Below are 22,698 nucleotides of genomic sequence, written 5' to 3' on the forward strand. Positions count from 1 at the left end.
TCTATCGGCCGGGCCCGGCGCCCCGGGACCGTCAAGGGGCAAGCGTGACCGTGATGTTGCCGCGGGTCGCCTTGGAGTACGGGCAGACCTGGTGGGCCTGGGCGAGGAGGCCGCGGGCGGTGGCGGCGTCCACGGTCGGGATGGCGGCGGATATCTCGACGATCAGGCCGAAGCCGTCGTCGTTCCTGCCGATGCCGACCTTGGCGGTGACGGTGGAGCCGGTGAGGTCGACGCCCTCCTGGCGGGCGACGACGCCGAGGGCGCCCTGGAAGCAGGCGCTGTAACCGGCGGCGAAGAGCTGCTCGGGGTTGGTGCCGGCGCCGCTGCCGCCCATCTCCTTGGGCGGGTTGACGACGACGTCGAGCTTGCCGTCGTCGGTGGCGACGCGGCCGTCGCGGCCGTTCTCGGCGGTGGCGACGGCGGTGTACTGGACGTCGGACTGCTGGATCGGCATGCGGGTGCCTTCCGCTCGGCTTTCGCTGACCGGAATGAAGTTACCGCATGCCGAAACCTCCGGGAAGGTGCCGTCAGAGCTTGACGATCATCTTTCCGGTGTTGTCGCCGCGCAGCACGCCGAAGAAAGCGTCCAGGTTGTTCTCGATGCCCTCGACGACGGTCTCGCGGTACTTGAGCCGGCCCTCGCGCACCCAGGGGCCGACCTCCTCGACGAACTGCGGCTGGAGGTCATAGTGGTCGCCGACCAGGAAGCCCTCGATGCGGCCGCGGGTCTGGATGAGGCGGGCGAGGTTCTTCGGGCCGGGGGCGGGCTCGGTGTTGTTGTAGACCGAGATCATGCCGCAGACGGCGATCCGGCCGTCCCGGTTGAGGGAGCCGATGGCGGCCTCCAGGTGGTCGCCGCCGACGTTGTCGAAGTAGACGTCGATCCCGTCCGGGGCGGCGGCCCGGAGCTGACGGCTGACGTCGCCGTCCTTGTAGTTGAAGGCGGCGTCGAACCCGTACTCCTCCGTCAGCAGCTTGACCTTCTCCGCCGACCCGGCCGACCCGATGACCCGCGAGGCGCCCTTCAGCTTGGCGAGCTGCCCGACCTGGCCGCCCACGGCACCCGCGGCGCCGGAGACGAAGACCGCGTCGCCCTCCTTGAAGGAGGCGGTGCGCAGCAGCCCGGCGTAGGCGGTGAGGCCGGTCATGCCGAGCACACCGAGGTACGTCGACAGCGGCGCGGCCTCGGGGTCGACCTGGACGGCGTTCCTGGCGTCCACGACGGCGTACTCGCGCCAGCCGAAGAAGTGCAGGACGTGGTCGCCGACGGCGATGTTCTCGGCTTTCGAGGCGACGACCTCGCCGACCGCGCCGCCCTGCATGGGCTTGCCCAGCTCGTAGGGGGCGACGTAGGACTTGGCGGCGCTCATCCTCCCGCGCATGTACGGGTCGACGGAGACGTACTTGTTGCGGACCAGCACCTGGCCCGCGCCGGGGGTGGGGAGGTCCGCCTCGACCAGCGCGAAGTCCTCCTCCTTGGGCCAGCCGACCGGGCGGCTGAGCAGGTGCCATTCGCGGTTGACGGAGGGGAGGGCGGGGGACTCGGTCATGTGCGGGTGCCTTTCCGGAAGTGAGCGGTGGTAGTTAAGGACCTGAAACAACCATGCAGCTGAACATTTCAGGTTGTCAAACAATAGGTACCCTGTATGTATGGCCGCCCCGCATCAGACCCGCCGTCCGGACCCGCTGACCCTGGAAGTGGTCCAGCTCATCGGCGAGGCGGTGGCCCGGTTCCACGCGGACTACGAGGAGGCGGCGGCGGAGCACGCGCTGACCGGCGCGCAGGCGCGGCTGCTGAGCCTGCTGTCACTGGAGCCGCTGCCGATGCGCAGGCTGGCCCGCAAGCTGCGCTGCGAGCCGTCCAACGTCACGGGCATCGTGGACCGGCTGGCGGCGCGGGGCCTGGTGGAACGACGCTCCGACCCCGGCGACCGCCGGGTGAAGGTGGCGGCGGTCACGGCGGAGGGCGCGCGGGTGGCGCGGAGTCTGCGGGGGGCGCTGCGATTCGCCCGCGAACCGCTGGCCGGGTTGTCGGAGGAGCAGCGGGGGGCGTTGCGGGACGCGTTGCGGTTGATGGTGGGGGTGGAGGAGGGGGCGGAGGGGTGACGCGGGGGGGGCGGTTACGCGTCGGACTCGTACTGGGGCTCGTGCGGGGAGCGGCGGTCGGCGCCTTCCGGTTCCGCTTGGGGCACGGTCATCCGATCCTGATCTGGTAGCGCAGACTCTGCCGTTGGGCAGGCATCACCATACGGTCGGCCTGGACCGGGCGGTCGTCGCGGTCGACGGTGAGGCGGGTGAGGCGGAGGACCGGCTCGTCCGGCGCGGTTTCCAGCATCCGGCGCTCCTCCTCGTCGGGCATCGCGGCCACCACGTCCTCGGTCACCAGGACGCCGACGTGCCCGAGCTCGGCGAGGAGGGAGACGGCTCCGCCCCGGATTCTGCCGGTCCGGGCCAGGGCGGTGCCCTGGGCGATGGCCAGCGGGTAGTAGGTGTCGGTCAGCTCGTTCGGCCGCTCGTCGAGGAGGATCAGTCGGCGGCGCACGACGACCGGTTCCCCCTCGGTGATGCCGAGCAGCGCCGCGATCTCGGCCGGTGCGGGGGTCTCGCCGGCGTGCAGGATGCGCTGGGCGCCCCGGCGTCCTTGCGCCGCGGCCTCGGCGGCCCAGGCATCGCCCCGGCCCTTCTCCTGCGGCGTCAGATACGGCAGAGATGTGCTGATCCAGCTGCTCGCACCCATGAAGCCCTCCTCGCGGCCGGTGTGCCGGGCCCAGCGGGGCTCCACAGTAGGTGACTTCGCTCAGGTGCGGCGCGGTTTCCTGACCGTCCCACCGGACTGCTCGCCCGGCCCGACCGGTGGCGGGGCCGGGCGCGGGTCACGGTCGGACCAGGAGTGTGGGCACGGGGCAGAAGCGCGTTTCTCCGGATTCCCCGGCCACGCTCTTCCTCCAGAAGCCGGTGCACGCCTCCCGTATCACCTCGGTGATCCCGCCGTAGCGGCTCGCGAATTCGGTCAGCGCGGTGAAGGACCGGTTCGCGTCACCGAGATCGGCGAAGTGCGCCGTGTACAGGAAGTTGCCCGACTGCGAGATCTGCTCGTAGTAGCCCAATTCCCCGAGGATCTCACCGAGCCGCAGTTCGACGGGATTGCGGGAGCGGGCGTGCTGGGCGATGCGCTGTTCCAGCGGTCCCGGGGACCAGGGGCCGGCCCGGCCGGGGATCTTGAGGTGAATGTCCGCGGCCCGGCCGCAGTCCAGGGACACGCCACTGCGCAGCGCCTCCTGAGCCGTCGTCGGCACCGTCACCTTGCGAAAGGTGAGGGCCTGGTGAGGCACGTGGTCCAGGGTTTCGGAGGTCGGCGGGCGCGCGGGCAGGTGCCGGGCGTAATCGCCGCGGTACACCTCGGACTCGATGAACCCGAGTGCCTCGGGGTGGCTGTCGACGAGTTCACGTGCCCTGTCGGTCCTCTCTTCGAGGAGCGCCACCAGACGGCTCCGGCCGGCCCGGGAGCCGTCCACCACGAACTGCTGGGTGAAGTTGTGGTGGTACCCGGTCGGCTGAGGGCCGGCGAAGTCGTGCGGCTCGAAACCGAGGGCGACGAGCCCCGACACAAGTCCCGGGTCCACTGTCGTGAGCCCGACATGCGCCTCGAACGTCGTGTGGTCCGGCGGGTCGGCGACGCGCTGCCCGGTGATCTGGCGGGTCACGTCGGTCAGCCTGCCGCGCCTTTCGGGAACGGCGAGTGCCTCCCGGGCGATTTCGCCGCACAGTTCGTCGGAGAATTGTGCGAACGGCTGCCTCTCCTCACACAACGGAAGTGTTTCCGGAGAGTAGGTGAACGTTTTCATCGCGGCGATGACAGCGGAGAGGCGCAGGTTTTGCCCGGCGCCGATCATTTCGTCGCCCGCTTCCCACGTATGTACACGGATCACTTTCTCGCTCCTTTTGTGCGTCCGGTGAGAAGAAGGCTGGCAGACAGCCGGGACGACAGCCAGATCCTTCAGGCACCTGAAGACCTTTGAAGACGGCAGGCCGCTCATACGCCGCCCGGCGAACGCCAACACTGTGAGACATGGCGAACACAAAGCAGACGTGGTGGTGGAGGCAGTGGGGATGGCGCCGGACGGCCGCGGTGATCGGCTGCGCGATCGGCCTGATGCTGTCGTGGTGGGGCGCTCGGTCCGAGGGCTATTCTGGTTTGTCCGGCAACGTTCTGGGCCAGATTCTCGGTGACGCACTCGTGGCCGCGATCGTCCTGGCGAGGAACGGCTCGTGTGCCGAGCCGGACCGGCGTCCGCGCGGTCGGCGCCACCAGCGACCGGTGTCCCACTCCGCGCGTCACCGGACAGACCAGCGCAACACCGCGGGGCCAGGGGGTACCCGCGGCCGACCCGCGCGCCGGACGCCGTGCGCTCGGCCGGCACGGCACATCGGCGTCTTCACACGGGGGCGGTGGCATGGAGTCCTTCGGTCAACTGCTGCGGCGACTGCGGCAGGAGGCAGGTCTCTCGCTGGCCGCCCTCGCCACCCGCTCGGACGTCTCCAAGTCGCATATCGGCAACCTCGAATCCGGCGTCCGGCAGCCGACTCCGGCCGTCGCCCGCGCACTGGACAAGGCGTTGGGCGCCGGTGGCTTCCTGGTGGCAGTGGCCGCGGGAGCTGATCCGGTGAAGCGCCGCACGATGCTGGCCGGCATGGGCCTCGTGCTCGGGGCCGAGGCGGCGGGCGGGGACGTGACGTCGCTCGCCGAGCAGGTGCGTCAGTCGCTGATGGCGTCGCTCGGGGCCACCGTCGACGACTGGCACGAGATCGCCGAGGCCCACGGCCGCGACTACATGCTGGTGAGCGCCCCGGAGTTGCAGGGCCGGCTGCTCGGGGACCTGGCCGCGCTCAGGACCGCGCTGCCCGAGAACGCCGCACTGTGGTCGGTCGCGTGTCGTCTTTCGGCGCTGGAGGCCATGACGTCGACGTCGCTCGGCGACCCAACGGCGGGCGACCGCTGGTGGCGCACGGCCCGACTCGCCGCCTCCAGGTCCGGTGACGCGTCGGTGCTGTCATGGCTGCTGGGCCGCGAGGCCTTCCGGGCGGCGCACGAGGAAGTCCCGCCCCTGACCGTGCTGCGCATGGCGGAGGATGTCGAAGCGGTCGAGGCCCACGCGGCCCGGGCGTGGGCGTTCGCCCGGCTGGGCGACCGCAGGGCCGCGACGACGGCCATCGGCGCCGCGCACCGGGCTCTTGCCCGTCTGCCGGTCACCGCCCGTCCCACGATGTACCGGATGCCGACGTGGCGGCTGGGCCTGGCCGAGGGCCGGGTCTTCGCCTTGCTGGGTGACACCCGCTCGATGTGGTCCGCGCTCGCCGAAGTCCCGCCGCACCTGACCGAGTGGGTCGCCCAGCGCGAGATCTGCATAGCCCTGGCGGAGTCGGCGAGCGGAGACCGGCCTTCCGCACTGGCCCGGACAGAGGCCGCCCTTGCCGCCCTGCCCGAGGTGAGACAGGTCTCGGTGGTCCGCAGCCTGGCCCGGGAAGTGGCCCTCGTCGAGCCCGGCGAATGACCGGACCGCCGGACACGGCCGCGCGCCATCGCATCCCCCGCGCACTACGAACACCACCACAGCCACTGGCTGCACGTCTCCGAAGCCGAAGGCTCCGGGTCGGAGGTCGAGGGGTCCGGGTCGGAGGCGGCCGGGGTGGAAGGGGAGTCGTCCGCCGGGGTGGTCGCCGCGGGGGGTGTCGAGGAGGCTCCCGGGGTGGTGGCCCGGGAGGTGGTCGGGTCCGTGCCGGTGTCGTCTTCCGGAGCGCCGGAGTCCGTCGCGTCCGTCGTGTCCGACGCGTCCGGGTCGGCCGAGGTCGGGGCCGAGGCGTCCGGGGACGCCGTACCCGTCGCGCCGGCGGACGTCGCGTCGTCCAGGGGGGCGGCCGTGGTGCCCGGCGAGGCGGACTGGTCCGCGCCGGACTCGGGGGCCTCCTCGTCGGAGGTGACCGGCTTGGAGGACGGGAAGCCGGGGACGTCGGTGCCGAGTTCGGCCAGGCTCAGGCCGCCGGCCGCGAGGACGAACCCGGCGGCGATGAGCAACGTACGGCGGCGGCGTCTGCGGTGGGCCGCCGCCTTGCGGTCGCGCCGGCCGGTGTCGCTGTCGGCGGGCCCGGCGACGGCGGGGCCGTGCTCCCGGCTCCGGCGACCGCCGGACCGCTCCTCGCGACGCCGGGCGGCGCGGCCCTGCGGGGCGGCCGGGGCCGCGCCGAGGCCGCCGAGATCCGCCGCCTCGTCCGCGTCCCCCGGCCGCGAGGCCGGTATGTCCCCGCCGCCTCGCCCGCCACGGTCCCGCACTGCCGCTGCCGCTGCCGCGGCGTCGGCTCCGGGTTCCCCCGCCGCCCCCGCCGCCTCGGCGGAGTCGGGGGCCGAGTCCGGTGCCGGCGCGGCCGGCGTGCCGCAGCCCGGGCAGGCCAGGGCGCCGTTGAGGTGCCGTTGGCACGGGTCGCAGTAGTCCATGTCGGTGGAAGGTTAAGTTCCGCGCCGACCCGCTTCCTAGTGCCGCCTGTGAAGGTTGTGTGGGAACCGGCCACCGTGAAGCCCCACGAGGTTTCGAAACTCCCGAAACCGTTATGTGTCCGACCCATTGACACTCCCGCCGCCCCGTCCTTACTGTCACGCCAGCATTTCGAACGAGTGACGAAATATCGAACGTAGCGAAGGGCAACTGTCGTGCGCATCACCGGAATCAGCACGCACGTGGTCGGAACGCCGTGGCGCAACCTGACCTACGTCCAGGTGCACACCGACGAGGGCCTCACCGGAGTCGGCGAGACCCGGATGCTGGGGCACACCGACGCGCTGCTGGGGTACTTGAAGGAGGCCGAGGTCAATCACATTCTCGGCTCCGATCCGTTCGCTGTCGAGGACCTCGTCCGGCGCATGAAGTACGGCGACTACGGGCGGGCCGGCGAGATCGTGATGTCCGGGATCGCCGTGATCGAGACGGCCTGCTGGGACATCAAGGGCAAGGCCCTCGGGGTGCCGGTGTGGCAGCTGCTCGGCGGCAAGGTCACCGACAAGGTCAAGGCGTACGCCAATGGGTGGTACACCACCGAGCGGACGCCGGAGGCGTATCACAAGGCCGCCGAGGGGGTCGTGGCGCGCGGGTACCGGGCGCTGAAGATCGACCCGTTCGGGACCGGGCACTTCGAGCTGGACCACGCGCAGACGCTGTACGCCGTGTCGCTGATCGAGGCCGTGCGGGACGCCATCGGGCCGGACGCCGAGCTGATGCTGGAGATGCACGGCCGGTTCTCGCCCTCGACGGCGGTCCGGCTCGCGCGCGAGCTCGCGCCGTTCAAGCCGGCCTGGCTGGAGGAGCCGGTGCCGCCGGAGAACCTCCGGGCGCTGAAGAAGGTCGCCGAGAAGGTGGACATCCCGGTGGCCACCGGTGAGCGGATCCATGACCGGATCGAGTTCCGGGAGCTGTTCGAGGACCAGTCCGTCGACATCATCCAGCCGGACGTCGGCCACATCGGTGGTATCTGGGAGACCCGCAAGCTGGCCGCCACCGCCGAGACGCACTACACGCTCGTCGCGCCGCACAACGTCGGCGGGCCGGTGCTCACCGCCGCCTCGCTCCAGGTCGGGTTCACCTCGCCCAACTTCAAGATCCTCGAACACTTCAACGACTTCGCGGACGCGGAGATCAAGAAGGTCGTCAAGGGCGCCCCGTACGTGGACCCGGAGGACGGGTGCTTCCACCTGTCCGACGCGCCGGGGCTCGGGGTCGAGCTGGACACCGACGCCGCCGCCGAGTTCCCGCAGCAGCAGGCCCGGTTCGACCTGTGGGCCGAGGGCTGGGAGCAGCGCAAGCCGAAGGGCACGCAGCAGTGAGCAGCGCCGTCGTCGTCCGGGCGCCCGGCGCGCACGAGCTGGTCCCGCACGAGCCGCGCGACCCGGCGGCCGGCGAGGCGCTGGTGCGCGTCCACGCGGCCGGGATCTGCGGCAGCGACCGTGAGGTGTACCAGGGCAACCGGCCCGAGGGGTACGTCCGTTATCCGCTGGTTCCCGGGCACGAGTGGTCCGGGACCGTCGAGGCGGTCGGGGCCGGGGTGCCGGTCTCGCTGGTCGGGCGGAAGGTCGTCGGCGAGGGGTTCCGCAACTGCCAGGTCTGCGACCGGTGCCACGCGGGCGAGACAACGTTGTGCGGCGCCGGGTACGAGGAGACCGGGTTCACCCAGCCCGGCGCGATGGCGCCGACGCTGACCCTGCCGGCCCGGCTGCTGCACGTGCTGCCGGACGACGCGGACCTGACCGCCGCCGCCCTGCTGGAACCGGCCGCCTGCATCGCCGCCGCCGCGCTCAAGGCCCAGGCCCGGCCGGGCGAGCGGGTGGCCGTGGTCGGCACCGGCACGCTCGGGATGTTCGCGGTGCAGTTCCTGGCCGCCGGATCGCCCGGTGAGCTGCTGGTGGTCGGCACCCGGGACGACCGTCGCGCGCTCGCCCTCCAGTACGGGGCGAGTGACTTCCGTACGAAGGACCAGGAGCTGCCCGGCGACTTCGACGTCGTCATCGAGACCGCCGGGTCCGCCGACGCCGCCCGGACCGCCGCCGCGCTGCTCAGGCGCGGCGGGCGGCTGGTGCTGACCGGCATCCCGGCGGCCGGGGCCGACGGGCTGGACCCCACCGACCTGGTGGTGCGGCAACTGGAGGTGCACACCGTCTTCGGGGCGCCGCCGGACGCCTGGGCGCACACCGTCCGGGTGTTCGCCGCCGGGCTGCTCGACCCGCTGCCGCTGGTGACGCACGAGTTGCCGCTCGCCGAGTTCGGCCACGCCATCGAGCTGGTCGGGTCCGGCGATCCCAAGGTCGGCAAGGTCCTGCTGCGTCCATAGCCGTACGCCGGTACGGGGGCGACCTGACGGTCCCCGTACCGGCGTACACCCACTGTCTTCCCCCGCAAGCCGCCGTACGCCGCGAACCCGGTACGGCCTATCGAACCGGTTTTGCCGAACCGGTCTTATCGACCACGAAGGACATCCTGTGACCGACGCTTCCGCCACGGCAGCCCGCCGGCCCGGTGAGCAGGCGCTCACCGCCCTCGGCCTGGGCGCGCCCGCCCTCGACCCCGCCGACGCCTCGCCGCACACCTTCCCCGGGGGCGGCCGCTGGCGCACCGAGGTTCCCTCCTGCGAGGGGCCCGAGGCGCTGGCGGTGGTGCTGAAGGAGTCCTCGCGCCTGGATGTGCCGATCCACCGGATCAGCCAGGGCAGCGGCGTGTGGATGCTCTCCGACGCCGAGATCACCGAGATGGTCGAGGCCACCGCCGAACGCGACATCGAGCTGTGCCTGTTCACCGGCCCGCGCGGCACCTGGGACATCGGCGGGTCCACCCGGACCGACTCCGGCGGCGGGGGGCTCAGGGCGCGCGGCCACGACGCCGTCGCCGGATGCGTCGAAGACGCCGTACGGGCCACCGAGCTGGGGGTGAAGTGCCTGCTCGTCGCCGACGAGGGGGTGCTGTGGACGCTGCACCGGGCGCGGGTCGCGGGGATCATCCCCGCCGACACGACCCTCAAGGTCTCCGCGCTCATCGGGCCGGTCAACCCGGCCGCCTTCGCCGTCTACGAGCGACTCGGCGCCGACTCCGTCAACGTGCCCAGCGATCTGACGCTGGATCATCTCACGGAGATCCGCCGGGTGTCGGCGGCGCCGATGGACATGTACATCGAGGCGCCCGACGACCTGGGCGGATATGTGCGGATGTACGAGGTGGCCGAACTGATCCGGCGCGGCGCGCCGCTGTACCTGAAGTTCGGCCTGTCGAAGTCGCCGGGGATCTACCCGTACGGCCACCACCTGCGCGACCTCACCCTGGCCACCGCCAAGGAGCGGGTGCGGCGCGGGCGGCTGGCGCTGGATCTGCTGCAACGGCACGGCGCCGAGGGGGAGATGGCCGCGCCCGGCACCCGGCTGCCCGGGTCGCTCAACCGGTTCGAGATCTCGTCATAACGTTCTGGAAACTCTCTTCTCAAAACAAGACACGACCGCGCACAATCCGACACACCTCGTCTCGGTTTCCCCTCGCACACATCAAGGATGATGATCATGCGTAACCGCAGAGCCGCACTCGCCGCGATGGCCTCGGCCGCCTCCCTCGCCCTGACCCTGTCCGCCTGCGGCCAGAGCAGCGAGGGCGGCAGCGAGGAGGACAAGGGCGACAGCAAGGGCGCCACCATCGGCATCGCGATGCCGACCAAGTCCTCCGAGCGCTGGATCGCCGATGGCGCCAACGTGGTCAAGGAGCTGGAGTCCAAGGGCTACAAGACCAAGCTGGTCTACGGCGAGGACGACCCCGACCAGCAGGTCTCCCAGATCGAGAACCTGATCACGCAGGGCGTGAAGGCGCTGATCATCGCGGCCATCGACAACAAGTCGATGAACAACGTGGTGCAGCAGGCCAAGGACGCCGACATCCCGGTGATCTCCTACGACCGGCTGATCCTGGGCACCGAGAACGTCGACTACTACGCCTCCTTCGACAACGAGAAGGTCGGTGAGCTCCAGGGCAACTACATCCTGGAGAAGCTCGGTCTGAAGGACGGCAGCGAGAAGGGCCCGTTCAACATCGAGCTGTTCGCCGGCTCGAACGACGACAACAACACCCGCTACTTCTTCAACGGCGCGATGAAGGTGCTCAAGCCCTACATCGACAAGAAGCAGCTCGTCATCCGCTCGGGGCAGACCGCCCTGAACCAGGTCACCACCCTGCGCTGGGACGGCGGCACCGCCCAGAAGCGGATGGACGACATCCTGACGTCGGCGTACAAGAGCGAGCGGGTGGACGCGGTCCTGTCGCCGTACGACGGCATCTCGATCGGCATCCTGTCCGCCCTGAAGTCCGACGACTACGGCTCCAAGAGCAAGCCGCTGCCGATCGTCACCGGCCAGGACGCCGAGCTGGCCTCGGTGAAGTCGATCATCGCCGACGAGCAGTCGATGACGGTGTACAAGGACCTGCGCCAGCTGGCGAAGGTGTCCGCGAACATGGTCGACGGCCTGCTCAACGACAAGAAGCCCGAAGTCAACGACACCAAGACGTATGACAACGGTGCCAAGGTCGTGCCGGCCTACCTGCTTGAGCCGGTCGCCGTCGACAAGGACAACTACCAGAAGGAGCTCGTCGACTCCGGCTACATCAAGGCCGACGACCTCAAGTAACCGCCGGCACCGAGTGATTGGAAGGCACGACCATGGCGGGACCCGTCCTGGAAATGCGCTCGATCGTCAAGACCTTTCCCGGCGTCAAGGCGCTGTCGGACGTCAATCTGACCGTCCGGCAGGGCGAGGTCCACGCCATCTGCGGGGAGAACGGCGCCGGCAAGTCGACGCTGATGAAGGTGCTCTCCGGCGTTCATCCGCACGGCACCTACGAGGGCGACATCCTCTTCGAGGGACAGCCCTGCTCCTTCAAGGACATCCGGGCCAGTGAGCAGCACGGCATCGTGATCATCCACCAGGAGCTGGCGCTGGTGCCCTATCTCCCCATCGCGGAGAACATCTTCCTCGGCAACGAGCACGCCGCCCGCGGCTTCATCAACTGGAACGACACCCTGCGGCACGCCACCGAGCTGCTGCGCCGGGTCGGTCTGGACGAGCACCCGGAGACCCGGGTGGCGGACATCGGCGTCGGCAAGCAGCAGCTCGTCGAGATCGCCAAGGCGCTGTCGAAGAAGGTGAAGCTGCTCATCCTCGACGAGCCGACCGCGGCGCTGAACGACGAGGACAGCGGCAAACTGCTCGACCTGATCCTCCAGTTGAAGGAACAGGGCATCACCTCGATCATCATCTCGCACAAGCTGAACGAGATCCGCCGGGTCGCCGACTCGGTGACCATCCTGCGGGACGGGCGGACCATCGAGACGCTGGATGTGAAGGCCGCGGAGACCACCGAGGACCGGATCATCTCCGGGATGGTCGGCCGGGACCTGGAGCACCGCTTCCCGGAGCGCTCCCCGCACCAGCCGGAGGCCGGGCAGGCACCGGCCCTGGAGATCCGCGGCTGGACCGTGCACCACCCCATCGACCAGCAGCGCAAGGTGGTCGACGACGTCTCGCTGAACGTCCGGCGCGGCGAGATCGTCGGCATCGCGGGCCTGATGGGCGCCGGGCGCACCGAACTGGCGATGAGCGTCTTCGGCCGCACCTACGGCCGGTACGCGGGCGGCACGGTGCTGAAGGACGGCACGGAGATCCGTACCAAGACCGTCCCGGAGGCGGTCAAGCACGGGATCGCGTACGTCACCGAGGACCGCAAGCACTACGGGCTCAACCTCATCGACACCATCGGGCGCAACATCTCGCTCAGCGCCCTGGGCAAGGTGGCCAAGCGCGGGGTGGTGGACGAGCACGGCGAGCGGCAGGTCGCCGAGGGCTTCCGCAAGTCGATGAACATCAAGGCGCCGACCGTGTTCGAGCCGGTGGGCAAGTTGTCCGGCGGCAACCAGCAGAAGGTCGTGCTCAGCAAGTGGATCTTCGCGGGTCCGGACGTGCTGATCCTGGACGAGCCGACGCGCGGCATCGACGTCGGCGCGAAGTACGAGATCTACACGGTCATCGACCAACTGGCCGCCCAGGGCAAGGCGGTCGTCTTCATCTCCTCCGAGCTGCCGGAGCTGCTCGGCATGTGCGACCGCATCTACACCATGGCCGCGGGGCGGCTGACCGGTGAGTTCTCGCGGGCCGAGGCCTCGCAGGAATCGCTGATGCGGCAGATGACGAAGGACAAAGAGGTAACCCGATGAGCACGGATGTGACCGCCAAGTCGCCGGCCCCCGCGCCGGCCGGGAAGGGCGGGCCGGCCGGCGGCGACGGCCTGCTCCAGCTGATGCTGGACGGCATGCGCCGCAACATGCGGCAGTACGGCATGCTGTTCGCCCTCGGCCTGATCGTGGTGCTGTTCGCGGTCTGGACCGGCGGCGACCTGCTGCTGCCGCGCAACGTCTCCAACCTGGTGCTGCAGAACAGCTACATCCTGATCCTCGCGATCGGCATGATGCTGGTGATCATCGCGGGCCACATCGACCTGTCGGTCGGCTCGCTGACGGCGTTCATCGGCTCGATGGCCGCCGTGTTCATGGTCAAACACGATCTGCCCTGGCCCCTCGCGCTGGTCCTGTGCCTCCTCATGGGCGCGATCGCGGGCGCGGTGCAAGGGTTCTTCATCGCGTACGGCGGCATACCGTCGTTCATCGTGACCCTGGCCGGGATGCTGATCTTCCGCGGGCTGACCGAGATCTTCCTGGAGGGGCAGACCCTCGGCCCGTTCCCGGAGGGCCTGCAGAAGGTCGCCAACGGCTTCATGCCCGAGGTCGGCCCGGACACCAATTACCACAACCTCACCCTGCTGCTGGGCATCGCGCTGATCGCGTTCGTGGTCTTCCAGGAGCTGCGGGACCGCAAGCGGCAGCAGGAGTTCGACCTGGACGTGCTGCCGGCCAAGCTGTTCGGCCTGAAGCTGGTGGCGCTGGCCGCCGCGGTCCTCGTCGTCACGATGCTGCTCGCCAGCTACAAGGGCGCCCCGATCGTGCTGCTGATCCTGGGCGTGCTGCTGGTCGGCTTCGGCTATGTGATGCGCAACGCGATCATCGGCCGGCACATCTACGCCATCGGCGGCAACCTCCCGGCGGCCAAGCTGTCGGGGGTGCGGGACAAGAAGGTCACCTTCCTGGTCTTCGTGAACATGGGCATGCTCGCGGCCCTGGCGGGTCTGGTGTTCGCCGCCCGCTTCAACGCGGCCTCGCCCAAGGCGGGCCTCAACTTCGAGCTGGAGGCCATCGCCGCCTCGTTCATCGGCGGGGCGTCGATGAGCGGCGGCGTGGGCACGGTCCTCGGCGCGATCATCGGCGGTCTGGTCCTGGGCGTGCTGAACAACGGCATGAACCTCGTCGGCATCGGCACCGACTGGCAGCAGGTCATCAAGGGCCTGGTGCTGCTGGCGGCGGTCGGCTTCGACGTGTGGAACAAGCGCAAGGTCGGTTCGTAGGTCAGTTCGGGGCCCGGTCCGGCAGCGGACCGGGCCCCTTTCCTTGTCAAGGGAGAGCCGCATGGAACTGAGCAGACGTACGGTCATCGCGGGCGCCGCGGCGGCGGGGGTCGCCGCCACGGCGGTCGGCGGCACGGCGCAGGCAGCGGGGGGAGGCAGGAAGCCGGTGAAGGAGCTCTTCGGCACGCTCGCCGACGGGACGAAGGTGTACCGCTGGTCGCTGGCGAACGGCGGCACCCGGATGAAGGTGCTGTCATACGGCGGTGTCGTGCAGTCCCTGGAGATACCGGACCGGCGCGGCCGGTACGCGAACGTCTCCCTGGGCTTCGACAACCTCGACGACTACGTGGCCCGCAGCCCGCACTTCGGCGCGCTGATCGGCCGCTACGGCAACCGCATCGCGGGGGGCCGCTTCACCCTGGACGGCACCGCCTACCAGCTCTCCGTCAACGACGGCGAGAACTCGCTGCACGGCGGCGCGCTCGGCTTCGACTACCGGGTGTGGGACGTGGAGCCATTCACGTCCGGCTCGGACGTCGGCCTGGTGCTGCACTACACCAGCGTCGACGGCGAGATGGGCTACCCGGGCACCCTGAAGTCCACCGTCACCTACACCCTCACCCGGGCCGGCGACTGGCGCATCGACTACGCGGCCACCACCGACAAGGCCACCGTCGTCAACCTCACCAGCCACGTCTACTGGAACCTGGCCGGCGAGGGCAGCGGCACCATCGAGGACCACGAGCTGTCCATCGCCGCGTCCCGGTTCACCCCCACCGACGCCGGTCTGATCCCCACCGGCGAGCTGGCGAAGACCGGCGGCACCCCCTTCGACTTCCGCCGCGCCAAGCCGATCGGCCGGGACATCCGCGCCGCGCACGAGCAACTGGTCCTCGCCAAGGGCTTCGACCACAACTGGGTGCTCGACAAGGGCAGCACCGCCCGGCCCGAGCACATCGCCACCCTGCGCGACCCGTCCTCCGGCCGCTCCCTGAAGATCGCCACCGACCAGCCCGGCCTGCAGTTCTACTCGGGCAACTTCCTCGACGGCACCCTCACCGGCACCGGCGGCCGGCTCTACCGGCAGGGCGACGCGCTGTGCCTGGAGACCCAGCACTACCCGGACTCGCCGAACCAGCCGTCGTTCCCGTCGACGGTCCTGCGGCCCGGCGAGACCTACCGCACGTCGACGGTCCACTCGTTCGGTTCCTGAACCCTTGCCGTCACCGTTTCTCCACATGAGCTGAACGGCGGCGCACACCGGTCCGTACTCAGGGGCGGCCCGCGCTCCCCCGCGCGGGCCGCCCCTGCTACGGAGGTTCCCTTGGCCGGCAACGTCACCTCGCTGTTCCGCTCCACCGCGGCCCACAGCCCGTCGATGGCGGCCCTGGCCCGGGAGAGCGACGGCGCGGGACCGGTGGACTTCTGCATCCCGTGCAACCCGTACTTCCCGACACCGCAGATGTTCGAGGCGATGGCGAGCCGCCTGCGGGACATCATCACGTACTACCCGAGCGGCGCCGACACCATCACGGCCGAGCTGTGCGGGCTGCTGCGGCTGCCGCCGCAGTGCGTGGCGATGGGCAACGGCTCCACCGAACTGATCACCTGGATCGACCATCTGCTGGTCCGCGAGTCGCTCGCCGTGCCGGTGCCCACCTTCGGCCGCTGGACCGACCAGCCGATGGAGACCGGCAAGCGGGTCGACATGTTCCCGCTCCAGGAGTCCAGCGGCTTCGCCCTGGACCTCGCGCAGTACGCCGAGTTCATCCGGGCCCGCGGCACCCGGGTGGCCGTCATCTGCAACCCCAACAACCCCGACGGCGGCTACCAGCACAAGCAGACGCTGGTGCAGTTCATGGACGCGATGGCCGACCTGGACCTGGTGGTGATCGACGAGTCGTTCCTGGAGTTCGCCGACGCGGAGGCGGAACCGTCCGTGGTGCAGGAGGCCATGCTCCGCCCCAACGTCATCGTGCTGCGCAGCCTCGGCAAGAACTTCGGCCTGCACGGCATCCGGTTCGGCTACCTGGTCGCCAACCCGGCGCTGGCCGGCAAGGTCCGCGCCATGCTCCCCAAGTGGAACCTCAACTCCTTCGCCGAGCACGTGGTGTTCATGCTGCGCGACCACGGCACGGAGTACGCGCGGAGCCTGCTGCAGGTCCGCCGGGACCGCCTGGAGATGTCCAGCCAGCTCTCCTCGCTGCCCGGCCTGACCGTCTACCCCTCCCAGGGCAACTTCCTCTTCGTGCGGCTGCCCGTCGGCGCCGAGGGCACCGTGGTCCGGGACCGGCTGCTCACCGAACACCGGGTCCTGGTCCGCGAGTGCGGCAACAAGATCGGCTCCTCCAGCCGCTTCCTGCGGCTCGTGGTGCGCCCCCAGAGCGACGTGCACCGCCTGGTGTCCGGCCTGGAACAGGTGCTCTACGGCACCCGGAGAGGAGCCGCCGGGCCCGAGCAGACCACCGGGACCGGCTACAGCTCGGGCACCGCGGCGGTGGACCGGCTGGTGGGCGAGACGAACGGCGCGGGGACGCCGATGCCGATGCCGATGCCGGCGGTGCCGCAGCAGATACCGCAGCAGGTGCCCCCGTACCACCCGCAGCCGATACCGCAGCAGCCCGCGCCGCAGCCCATCGCGGCCCCGGCGGCGCAGGCCGTACCGCAGCCCTTGCCGCAGCCGGCGGCGTTCCCGCCCGCCACGGGCCCCACCCCGCCGGGCGTCCCCGCCCGCGGCGGCCTCACCGCCGCGCAGGTGCGGGGCACCAACGGCCTGGAGGCGGCCCCGGCCACAGGCTGGCCGGGGCCGCAGAACTGGCCGAACGCGGCGGGCATGGGCCAGACCGGTTAGGCCGGTCAGACCGGGTTGAGCCGCCACTGCTGGCAGGTGTTGTTCAGCCAGGTCCACTGGCGGACGTCGGCCGAGTCCGCGGTCGAGCAGTCGGCCACGTCCGCGACCTTGCCGGTGGCCTGGTTGGTGATACGGACGTAGCCGCTGTCCGTGGCGAGGAAGCGGAACCGCTGGCAGGTGTTGTCCAGCCAGCCCCACTGCCGCAGGTCGGCGCCGTCGGCCGCCGAGCAGTCGGCGGTGTCCAGTACCTTCCCGGTGCCGGCGTTGAGCAGCCGGTGGGTGTCGTCGCCGAGGTCCTGGAGCCGCCAGCGCTGGTGGGCGCCGCCGTCGCAGGTGTACTGCGCGACATTGGCTCCGTCCGCCGTGGAACCGCCGGTCACCTCCAGGCACTTGCCGCTGTTGCGGTTGGTGAGGGTGTAGGTGGCGGCGACCCCGGAGGGCTCCCCGGAGGGTCCGGCCTGGCTTGCCCCGAGGGCCACCGGGGTGCCGAGGTTCGGGGTGCCGTCGGCGTTCCAGGTGAACTTCTGCGCTCTGGTGGTCCGCCCGTTGTCGCAGCCGTCGGAGGCCGAGTCGTTGGCGTGGTAGACGATCCAGTTCTCGGTGCCGTCCGGCGAGGTGAAGAAGCCGTTGTGGCCCGGCCCGTACACCCCGCCCGCGTCACCGCGCTGGAAGACGGGGGTCGGCTTCTTCGTCCAGGACGCCGCGGACGCGGGGTTCGTCCCGGTCAGCTCCAGCTGTCCCAGCTTGTAGTCCGGGGTCCAGCAGCCGCTGGCCGAGTAGACCAGGAAGGTCCGGCCGCCGCGCTGGAGGATCTCCGGCCCCTCGTTGACCGTGCCGCCGACCCGTTCCCAGTCGTACGTCGGGGTCGACACCGTCGTGAACGACGAACTCACCGTGTACGGGTTGGACATCCGCGCGGCGACGAGGTTCTGCGTCCCGCCGCCGCTCGCGCTGCCGAACAGGTAGAGCTGCCCGTTGATGGTCGCCACCGTCGGGTCCAGCATCCAGGAGGAGCCCAGTTGCCCCTTGTAGGTGTACGGGCCGAGCGGATCGGACCCGGCGCTCTCCAGGACGTGGCTGCGCTGGGTGGGGTTGTAGTCGGAGACGTTCTGCCCGGCCACGTAGTACAGGTACCAGTGGCCGTTCAGGTAGTGCAGTTCGGGCGCCCAGATGTTGCAGCAGCGCGAGGACGCGTCGCCCTGCCACACCTGCACGCTGGGCGCGGTGGCCAGGCCGGCCAGGGTCGGGGCCTTGCGGACGGTGATGACGTCGGTCCAGCTCGTCGACACCAGGTAGTAGTTGCCGTCGTGGTACGAGATCCAGGGGTCGGCGCCCTTGACGGACTTGACGGGGTTGGCGAACGTGGCGGCGCTCGCGGCGGACTGCCCGAGCGAGAGGGCCAGCAGGAGGGCCGCCACCAGGGTCAGTAGGCGACGGGCCATCCGCTGCTCCAGTTCAGGAGGTTGATGCCGAGCTTCGGGGTGCCGTTGTCGTTGCCGTCGTAGTAGTGGTAGACGATCAGGTCGCCGTCGGAGTCGTTCATGATCGACTGGCCGCCGGGGCCGATGACGCTGCCGTGCGACTCCAGGACGGGCGTGCCGCCGTTGTTCATCATCGACACGCCGTTCTTGTCGTAGTACGGCCCGGTGACGGAGGTGGCCCGGCCGACCTTGACCTTGTACGTGGAGCTGGCGCCGGCGCAGCAGGTGTCGTACGAGGCGAAGAGGTAGTAGTACCCGTTCCGCTTGACGACGTACGGGGCCTCGACGGCCTTGGTCCCGGTGGGGCGGGAGGCGAGCGAGTAGCGGGTGGTGTTGGAGGAGAGCTGCTTGCCGGTGGCCGGGTTGATCTGGATCATCTTGATGCCGGTCCACCAACTGCCGAAGGACAGCCACCACTTGCCGTCGTCGTCGACGAAGAGGTTGGGGTCGATGGCGTTGTAGTCGCTGGAGCTGTTCGAGGTGTAGACGACGCCGTAGTCGGTCCAGGAGCCCGGCTGGCCGGTGGTGGAGCCCGCCAGTCCGATGGCGGAGGTGTTCACGCCGAACTTTGAGACGGAGTAGTACATCAGGTACTTGCCGCCGTGGTACGAGATGTCCGGCGCCCAGGACTCCGGGACCGAGGAGTACGTCGACCACCAGCTCGGTTTGGCCGAGAAGGCGTCGGCGCCCGCGCTGAAGGCGGTGCGGTCGGTGGACGACTTGCTGGCGATGCCGCCGCCGGTGGCGTAGAGCAGGTACTGGCCGGACGAGGTGCGGATCATCGTCGGGTCGTGGGTGACGACCGAGCCGGTGACGTAGCCGGGGTTCGGGTACGCCTGAGCCGTGCTCGGCAGCAGGGCGAGCAGGGCGGCTGCGGGGAGGGCGAGGAGAGCGGTGCGTTTGCGGCTCATGCGGGTCTCCTTGCGGAAGGGGGTGCACAAGACGGTCCCGTTCGAAATGACGAACATTAGCCGTCAGTTCGAACGGGACCGTAGAATCGAACCCCTTGCGCGTCAATGGTTCGCGCAGCCCCGCTCGTTCGTCAGTGGTCGGTCTCCAGGTGGAGCTTGAGGAGGTCGACGCCGTAGTCGTTGCCGTTGGGGGTGCGGATCATGGTGTGGATGTGTTCCTGGGTGGGGGTGCCGCCGCCCATGCCCATGCCGCCGCCGGGGCCGCCGCTGGGCATGCCGGACGGCTGGCCGCTGGGCATACCGGAGGGCTGGCCGCTGGGCATACCGGAGGGCTGACCGCTCGGCTGACCGCTCGGCATGCCGCCACCCGCGCCCGCCGAGTCGGTGCCGTAGAACAGCGGTGACTGGGCGTCGTACTCGATGAGCACGACCGGGCTGTGCACGCGGTAGTAGAACGCGGAGGAGTCCTTGGTCCCGCCGAGCCAGTAGAAGTAGGTCTCGTCGATGTGGTCCGCCACCTCCTTCAGCTTCACCGCGGCGTGCCCGTCGTCCATGTAGCCGACGTAGACGCCGACCAGGTCGAGCAGTTTCTGCTGCTGCGCGTCGGTCATCTCGGCGCCGGCCAGGCCCGCGTAGGGCAGTTCCAGGTTGTCCGCGCCGGCCCCCGCGATCATGTCGGTGCCGCTCTTCTCCTTGGTGGAGTCGATGACCTTGGCGCGCTGGGCCGACGTCAGTGCGCGGATCATCGCGAGTCCGGCCTTGGTCTCCGGCTTGAACAGGGAGATCTTCTCGCCCTGGTACGTCTTCTCGGTCGGCTCGGAGCCCATGAAGGTCGGGGTCATGACGACCTGGTCGCCGAGGACGAAGTAGTTGATGGCCACGTGGTGGCCCTCGAACTGGAAACCCCACGGCTTGGTGGTCGAGGGGGTGCCCATGAAGGTGAAGAAGTAGGCGCCCTCCTCCAGGGTTTCGCGGTTGCCGCCGTTGTACTCGCCGAGGAACCCGTTGAGTTTCATGATGCCGCGGGTCTGCTTGAGGCCGTCGGCGGAGAGGGCGGCGCCGAGCAGGGCGTAGCCGAGTTCCTGCTGCTTGTCGGTCAGGTCGCCCATCCGGGCGCCCTCGCGTTCGTAGCCGTCGACGTTGCTCCAGGCCAGCCATTCGTCGTCGTCTACGTCGAAGACGGACGCCTTGCGCTCCTTGGCGGTCAGCCCGTCCAGGAACTTCTGCGCGGCCTGCACCACCTTGTCGGTGGAGACGTCGGTGGAGTGGATCGAGTACAGGTCGTCGACGACCTTGCCGTCGGTGGTGACCCCGACGAAGTCGGCGTACTTCACCTCGGTGGCGCCGGGCCCCATGCCGCCGCCGGCGCCGCCCGGACCGCCGGACGGCATACCGCTGGAGGTGGCGGTGCCCGTCTCCGAGGTGCCGGGGGAACAGCCCGTCATGGCGGCCACCGCGGCACCGCCGCCGAGCAGCAGCGACCGGTTCATGAACCAGCGGCGGGTGCGCTCGGTCTCGGGGGTGCGTGGTCTGTGTGCGTGCATGGGCGCCAAGTTCCCCCGGCCGCCTGATTTTTCCGTGAGATGTGGCTGTGAGCCACCCATGAGTCCGCCCGGCGGGGCGAGTTGTCAGGTGTCACAGGGCGATGAGCCCCGCCGCCGTCTCCCGGAAGCCGCAGCCGTCGAGGTAGAACGGGCGCAGCCGCTCCTCGAAGTCGACGTGCAGCCACTCGCACCGCGCGGCGCGGGCCCCTTCGGCCGCCCTGGTGACGAGCGCGACCCCGACACCGCTCCCCCGGTACCGCCGGCCGACCACCGTGTCCAGCAGGAAGGCGTGCGCCCCGCCGTCCCAGGCGACATTGACGAACCCGGCCAGCGCCGCGCCGTCCCGGGCGCAGACCCATCCGAGGCTGTGCCGTTCCAGCCGGGCCCGCCAGTCGGTCGCGGCGGCCGGGTGGCCGAACCCCTCGGCGTGCAGCGCGTCGAGGGAGGCGTTGGCGAAGTCGCCGCGCCACTGGTACTCGATCGTCACGGTCCGCTCCTCATGTCAGTGCCCGGCGCTAAGTTCCCCGCATGAAACCCGAGATGCTCGACCGGCTCCACCGGTTCCGGCAGAAGGCGCTGGCGCATGGTGTCCCGGCCGCCGAGGTGGAGCGGTGGCTGGCGGCCGCCCGGCCGTGCGCGACGCTCACGCCGCACGGGGACGGCCCGGTCGTGGGCCGTTTCGGCGGGCCCGCGGCGCTGCCCGCCGGCCATCCCGCCGTCCCGCCGCGTACGTACCTCATCGCCTCCCTCGACCTCGCGGCACTGCCCGGGGACGCCACGACGCTGCCGCTGCCGCCGGACGGCGGGCTCCTGCTGTTCGCCCGGTCCTACGACCAGGGCATGGACGCGGGCGGCGAGGCGGTGTACGTGCCGGCCGGGACGCCCGTGGTGGAACGGGACCTGGAGTCCGGCCACTCGCCCGACGACCCCTGGGCGCTCCTGGACCGCCCGAGCTCTCCGGGGGACGAGATCCTGCGCCTGACCTACGACGTCTCCCTCCCGGACAACGAGTCGCTCTACGACCGCGCCGCACACCCCCACGCCCGGCAACTGCGCGACGCCTGGCAGGACGTGCGACGCGAGGACGGCCGCCACGGCCCCCACTTCCAGCTCGACGGGTACACCCAGGACCCCTACGGCGAGACCGACATGCTCACCGCGTCCGCCTGGATGGCGGCCAACCGGAGCGGGGAGCCGCCCCGGTTCGAGGACTGGGCCCTGCTCGTCCAGTGGTACGGCGGCCGCTACGTCGACGGCGACGTCTACTGGACGATCGACCGCCATGACGCGGCCCGGCGGCGCTTCGGAGAGGTCACCGTCCTGGGCTTCTTCGAGGGTCCGCCGTGACCCGGCGGGCTCAGCCGGGGTCCGGCGCCGGCTGACCTCCCACGGCGAGGACCGCCCGTACCGTCTTGGCGGGCGGCTCCCCCTCCACCACCTCCCAGCGGTCCGCCAACGCGTCGACGAGGAACAGCCCCCGGCCGTGCTCGTCGAGCGGCCCGGCGGGACGTACGGCCGGGCGGGGCGGACCGCTGTGCGTGTCCGTCACCTCGATCCGGAGCACCGCCGGGCCGAGCGTGAGGGTCAGTTCGAAGTCCCGGCCGGGCACCCGGCCGTGGGTCACGGCGTTGGCGGCCAGTTCCGCGACGATCACGGCGGCGCGGTCGGAGACGTCCGACCCGTAGGGGATGCCCCAGGCTTCCAGTTGGCTCCCGGTGAGCCGCCGGGCGAGGCGGGCGCCGCGCGGGGTGGCACTGAGCCGCTGGGTGAACACACGTACGGTAACGGCCGCCCGGCGGGCCGATGGTGCTGTCATGTGCCCAATCTGGGGCCAGTGGGCCCCGCTTCACCAGGCAAACACCGCGTACTCTCACGCGGAGTACGCGGTGA

General features: G+C 70.4%; 21 protein-coding genes. 11 read left to right on the top strand and 10 right to left on the bottom strand.

Translation table 11 applies throughout. From position 1 onward, the window contains the following. Positions 1-31: 31 nt before the first annotated feature. Complete coding sequence (locus tag ACTT8P_RS21425) at positions 32-454, bottom strand: organic hydroperoxide resistance protein (RefSeq protein WP_442833305.1); 423 nt, start codon at positions 452-454, stop codon at positions 32-34. A 73-nt stretch (positions 455-527) separates the two neighbouring features. Then, entirely contained in the window at positions 528-1,550 is a 1,023-nt protein-coding gene (locus ACTT8P_RS21430; protein ID WP_442833306.1) for an NADP-dependent oxidoreductase, read from the bottom strand. A 100-nt stretch (positions 1,551-1,650) separates the two neighbouring features. Between ACTT8P_RS21430 and ACTT8P_RS21435 the strand changes: the two genes are divergently transcribed. Beyond that, positions 1,651-2,106 (top strand): MarR family winged helix-turn-helix transcriptional regulator, encoded by a 456-nt coding sequence (locus tag ACTT8P_RS21435; RefSeq protein WP_442833307.1) that lies wholly within the window; start codon positions 1,651-1,653, stop codon positions 2,104-2,106. Positions 2,107-2,194: 88 nt separating this feature from the next. On the opposite strand, the gene ACTT8P_RS21440 is transcribed toward ACTT8P_RS21435, so the two are convergent. Beyond that, positions 2,195-2,737, bottom strand: a complete 543-nt coding sequence (locus ACTT8P_RS21440; protein ID WP_442833308.1) for a GntR family transcriptional regulator — start codon at positions 2,735-2,737, stop codon at positions 2,195-2,197. Positions 2,738-2,873: 136 nt separating this feature from the next. Further along, positions 2,874-3,929 carry a hypothetical protein gene (locus ACTT8P_RS21445; protein WP_442833309.1) on the bottom strand — a complete coding sequence of 352 codons (1,056 nt, stop codon included), beginning with the start codon at positions 3,927-3,929 and terminating at the stop codon, positions 2,874-2,876. Positions 3,930-4,454: 525 nt separating this feature from the next. On the opposite strand from ACTT8P_RS21445, the gene ACTT8P_RS21450 reads away from it, so the two are divergent. Then, on the top strand, positions 4,455-5,552 hold the full coding sequence (locus tag ACTT8P_RS21450) for a helix-turn-helix domain-containing protein (protein WP_442833310.1): 1,098 nt from the start codon (positions 4,455-4,457) through the stop codon (positions 5,550-5,552). Positions 5,553-5,596: 44 nt separating this feature from the next. Here ACTT8P_RS21450 and ACTT8P_RS21455 read toward each other — a convergent pair whose 3' ends face one another. Next, the gene (locus tag ACTT8P_RS21455) at positions 5,597-6,490 is read right to left on the bottom strand and encodes an SCO2400 family protein (RefSeq protein WP_442833311.1); all 894 of its coding nucleotides are present in this window, start codon (positions 6,488-6,490) and stop codon (positions 5,597-5,599) included. Between the two features lie 213 nt (positions 6,491-6,703). Between ACTT8P_RS21455 and ACTT8P_RS21460 the strand changes: the two genes are divergently transcribed. From ACTT8P_RS21460 to ACTT8P_RS21495, 8 genes are all read left to right on the top strand, one after another. Further along, complete coding sequence (locus ACTT8P_RS21460; RefSeq protein WP_442833312.1) at positions 6,704-7,870, top strand: mandelate racemase/muconate lactonizing enzyme family protein; 1,167 nt, start codon at positions 6,704-6,706, stop codon at positions 7,868-7,870. Continuing rightward, a complete protein-coding gene (locus tag ACTT8P_RS21465; RefSeq protein ID WP_442833313.1) occupies positions 7,867-8,871 on the top strand; it encodes a zinc-dependent alcohol dehydrogenase in 1,005 nt (334 codons plus the stop codon). The genes ACTT8P_RS21460 and ACTT8P_RS21465 overlap by 4 nt, the downstream gene beginning before the upstream one ends. Positions 8,872-9,019: 148 nt before the next feature. Beyond that, positions 9,020-9,988 (top strand): hypothetical protein, encoded by a 969-nt coding sequence (locus ACTT8P_RS21470; RefSeq protein WP_442833314.1) that lies wholly within the window; start codon positions 9,020-9,022, stop codon positions 9,986-9,988. A 96-nt stretch (positions 9,989-10,084) separates the two neighbouring features. Next, a complete protein-coding gene (gene chvE, locus ACTT8P_RS21475; protein ID WP_442833315.1) occupies positions 10,085-11,197 on the top strand; it encodes a multiple monosaccharide ABC transporter substrate-binding protein in 1,113 nt (370 codons plus the stop codon). Positions 11,198-11,229: 32 nt separating this feature from the next. Then, positions 11,230-12,780 carry a multiple monosaccharide ABC transporter ATP-binding protein gene (gene mmsA / locus ACTT8P_RS21480; protein WP_442833316.1) on the top strand — a complete coding sequence of 517 codons (1,551 nt, stop codon included), beginning with the start codon at positions 11,230-11,232 and terminating at the stop codon, positions 12,778-12,780. Continuing rightward, on the top strand, positions 12,777-14,021 hold the full coding sequence (mmsB, locus tag ACTT8P_RS21485; protein ID WP_442833317.1) for a multiple monosaccharide ABC transporter permease: 1,245 nt from the start codon (positions 12,777-12,779) through the stop codon (positions 14,019-14,021). The genes mmsA and mmsB overlap by 4 nt, the downstream gene beginning before the upstream one ends. Before the next feature lie 61 nt (positions 14,022-14,082). Next, positions 14,083-15,234: an aldose epimerase family protein gene (locus ACTT8P_RS21490; protein WP_442833318.1), complete on the top strand. Its 1,152-nt coding sequence runs from the start codon at positions 14,083-14,085 to the stop codon at positions 15,232-15,234. 111 nt (positions 15,235-15,345) lie between these two features. Beyond that, positions 15,346-16,872, top strand: coding sequence for a pyridoxal phosphate-dependent aminotransferase (locus tag ACTT8P_RS21495; protein WP_442833319.1), 1,527 nt, complete (start codon positions 15,346-15,348; stop codon positions 16,870-16,872). A 5-nt stretch (positions 16,873-16,877) separates the two neighbouring features. Here the strand turns inward: ACTT8P_RS21495 and ACTT8P_RS21500 are convergent, their stop codons facing one another. The 4 genes from ACTT8P_RS21500 to ACTT8P_RS21515 form a co-directional block, all read right to left on the bottom strand. Beyond that, the gene (locus ACTT8P_RS21500) at positions 16,878-18,314 is read right to left on the bottom strand and encodes a family 43 glycosylhydrolase (RefSeq protein WP_442833320.1); all 1,437 of its coding nucleotides are present in this window, start codon (positions 18,312-18,314) and stop codon (positions 16,878-16,880) included. Next, a complete protein-coding gene (locus ACTT8P_RS21505) occupies positions 18,296-19,264 on the bottom strand; it encodes an arabinan endo-1,5-alpha-L-arabinosidase (protein ID WP_442833321.1) in 969 nt (322 codons plus the stop codon). Before ACTT8P_RS21505 ends, ACTT8P_RS21500 begins: the two co-directional genes overlap by 19 nt. A gap of 131 nt (positions 19,265-19,395) precedes the next feature. Continuing rightward, positions 19,396-20,808, bottom strand: a complete 1,413-nt coding sequence (locus ACTT8P_RS21510) for a DUF3500 domain-containing protein (protein WP_442833322.1) — start codon at positions 20,806-20,808, stop codon at positions 19,396-19,398. A 91-nt stretch (positions 20,809-20,899) separates the two neighbouring features. Next, positions 20,900-21,295, bottom strand: a complete 396-nt coding sequence (locus tag ACTT8P_RS21515) for a GNAT family N-acetyltransferase (RefSeq protein WP_442833323.1) — start codon at positions 21,293-21,295, stop codon at positions 20,900-20,902. A gap of 41 nt (positions 21,296-21,336) precedes the next feature. Here ACTT8P_RS21515 and ACTT8P_RS21520 point away from each other — a divergent pair, with 41 nt between their 5' ends. Next, positions 21,337-22,155 (top strand): DUF1963 domain-containing protein, encoded by an 819-nt coding sequence (locus ACTT8P_RS21520; RefSeq protein WP_442833324.1) that lies wholly within the window; start codon positions 21,337-21,339, stop codon positions 22,153-22,155. A 10-nt stretch (positions 22,156-22,165) separates the two neighbouring features. Here the strand turns inward: ACTT8P_RS21520 and ACTT8P_RS21525 are convergent, their stop codons facing one another. Continuing rightward, entirely contained in the window at positions 22,166-22,624 is a 459-nt protein-coding gene (locus ACTT8P_RS21525; RefSeq protein WP_442833325.1) for an ATP-binding protein, read from the bottom strand. Positions 22,625-22,698 lie beyond the last annotated feature (74 nt).

This window comes from Streptomyces sp. JW3, from assembly GCF_052216785.1.
Lineage (GTDB): Bacteria > Actinomycetota > Actinomycetes > Streptomycetales > Streptomycetaceae > Streptomyces.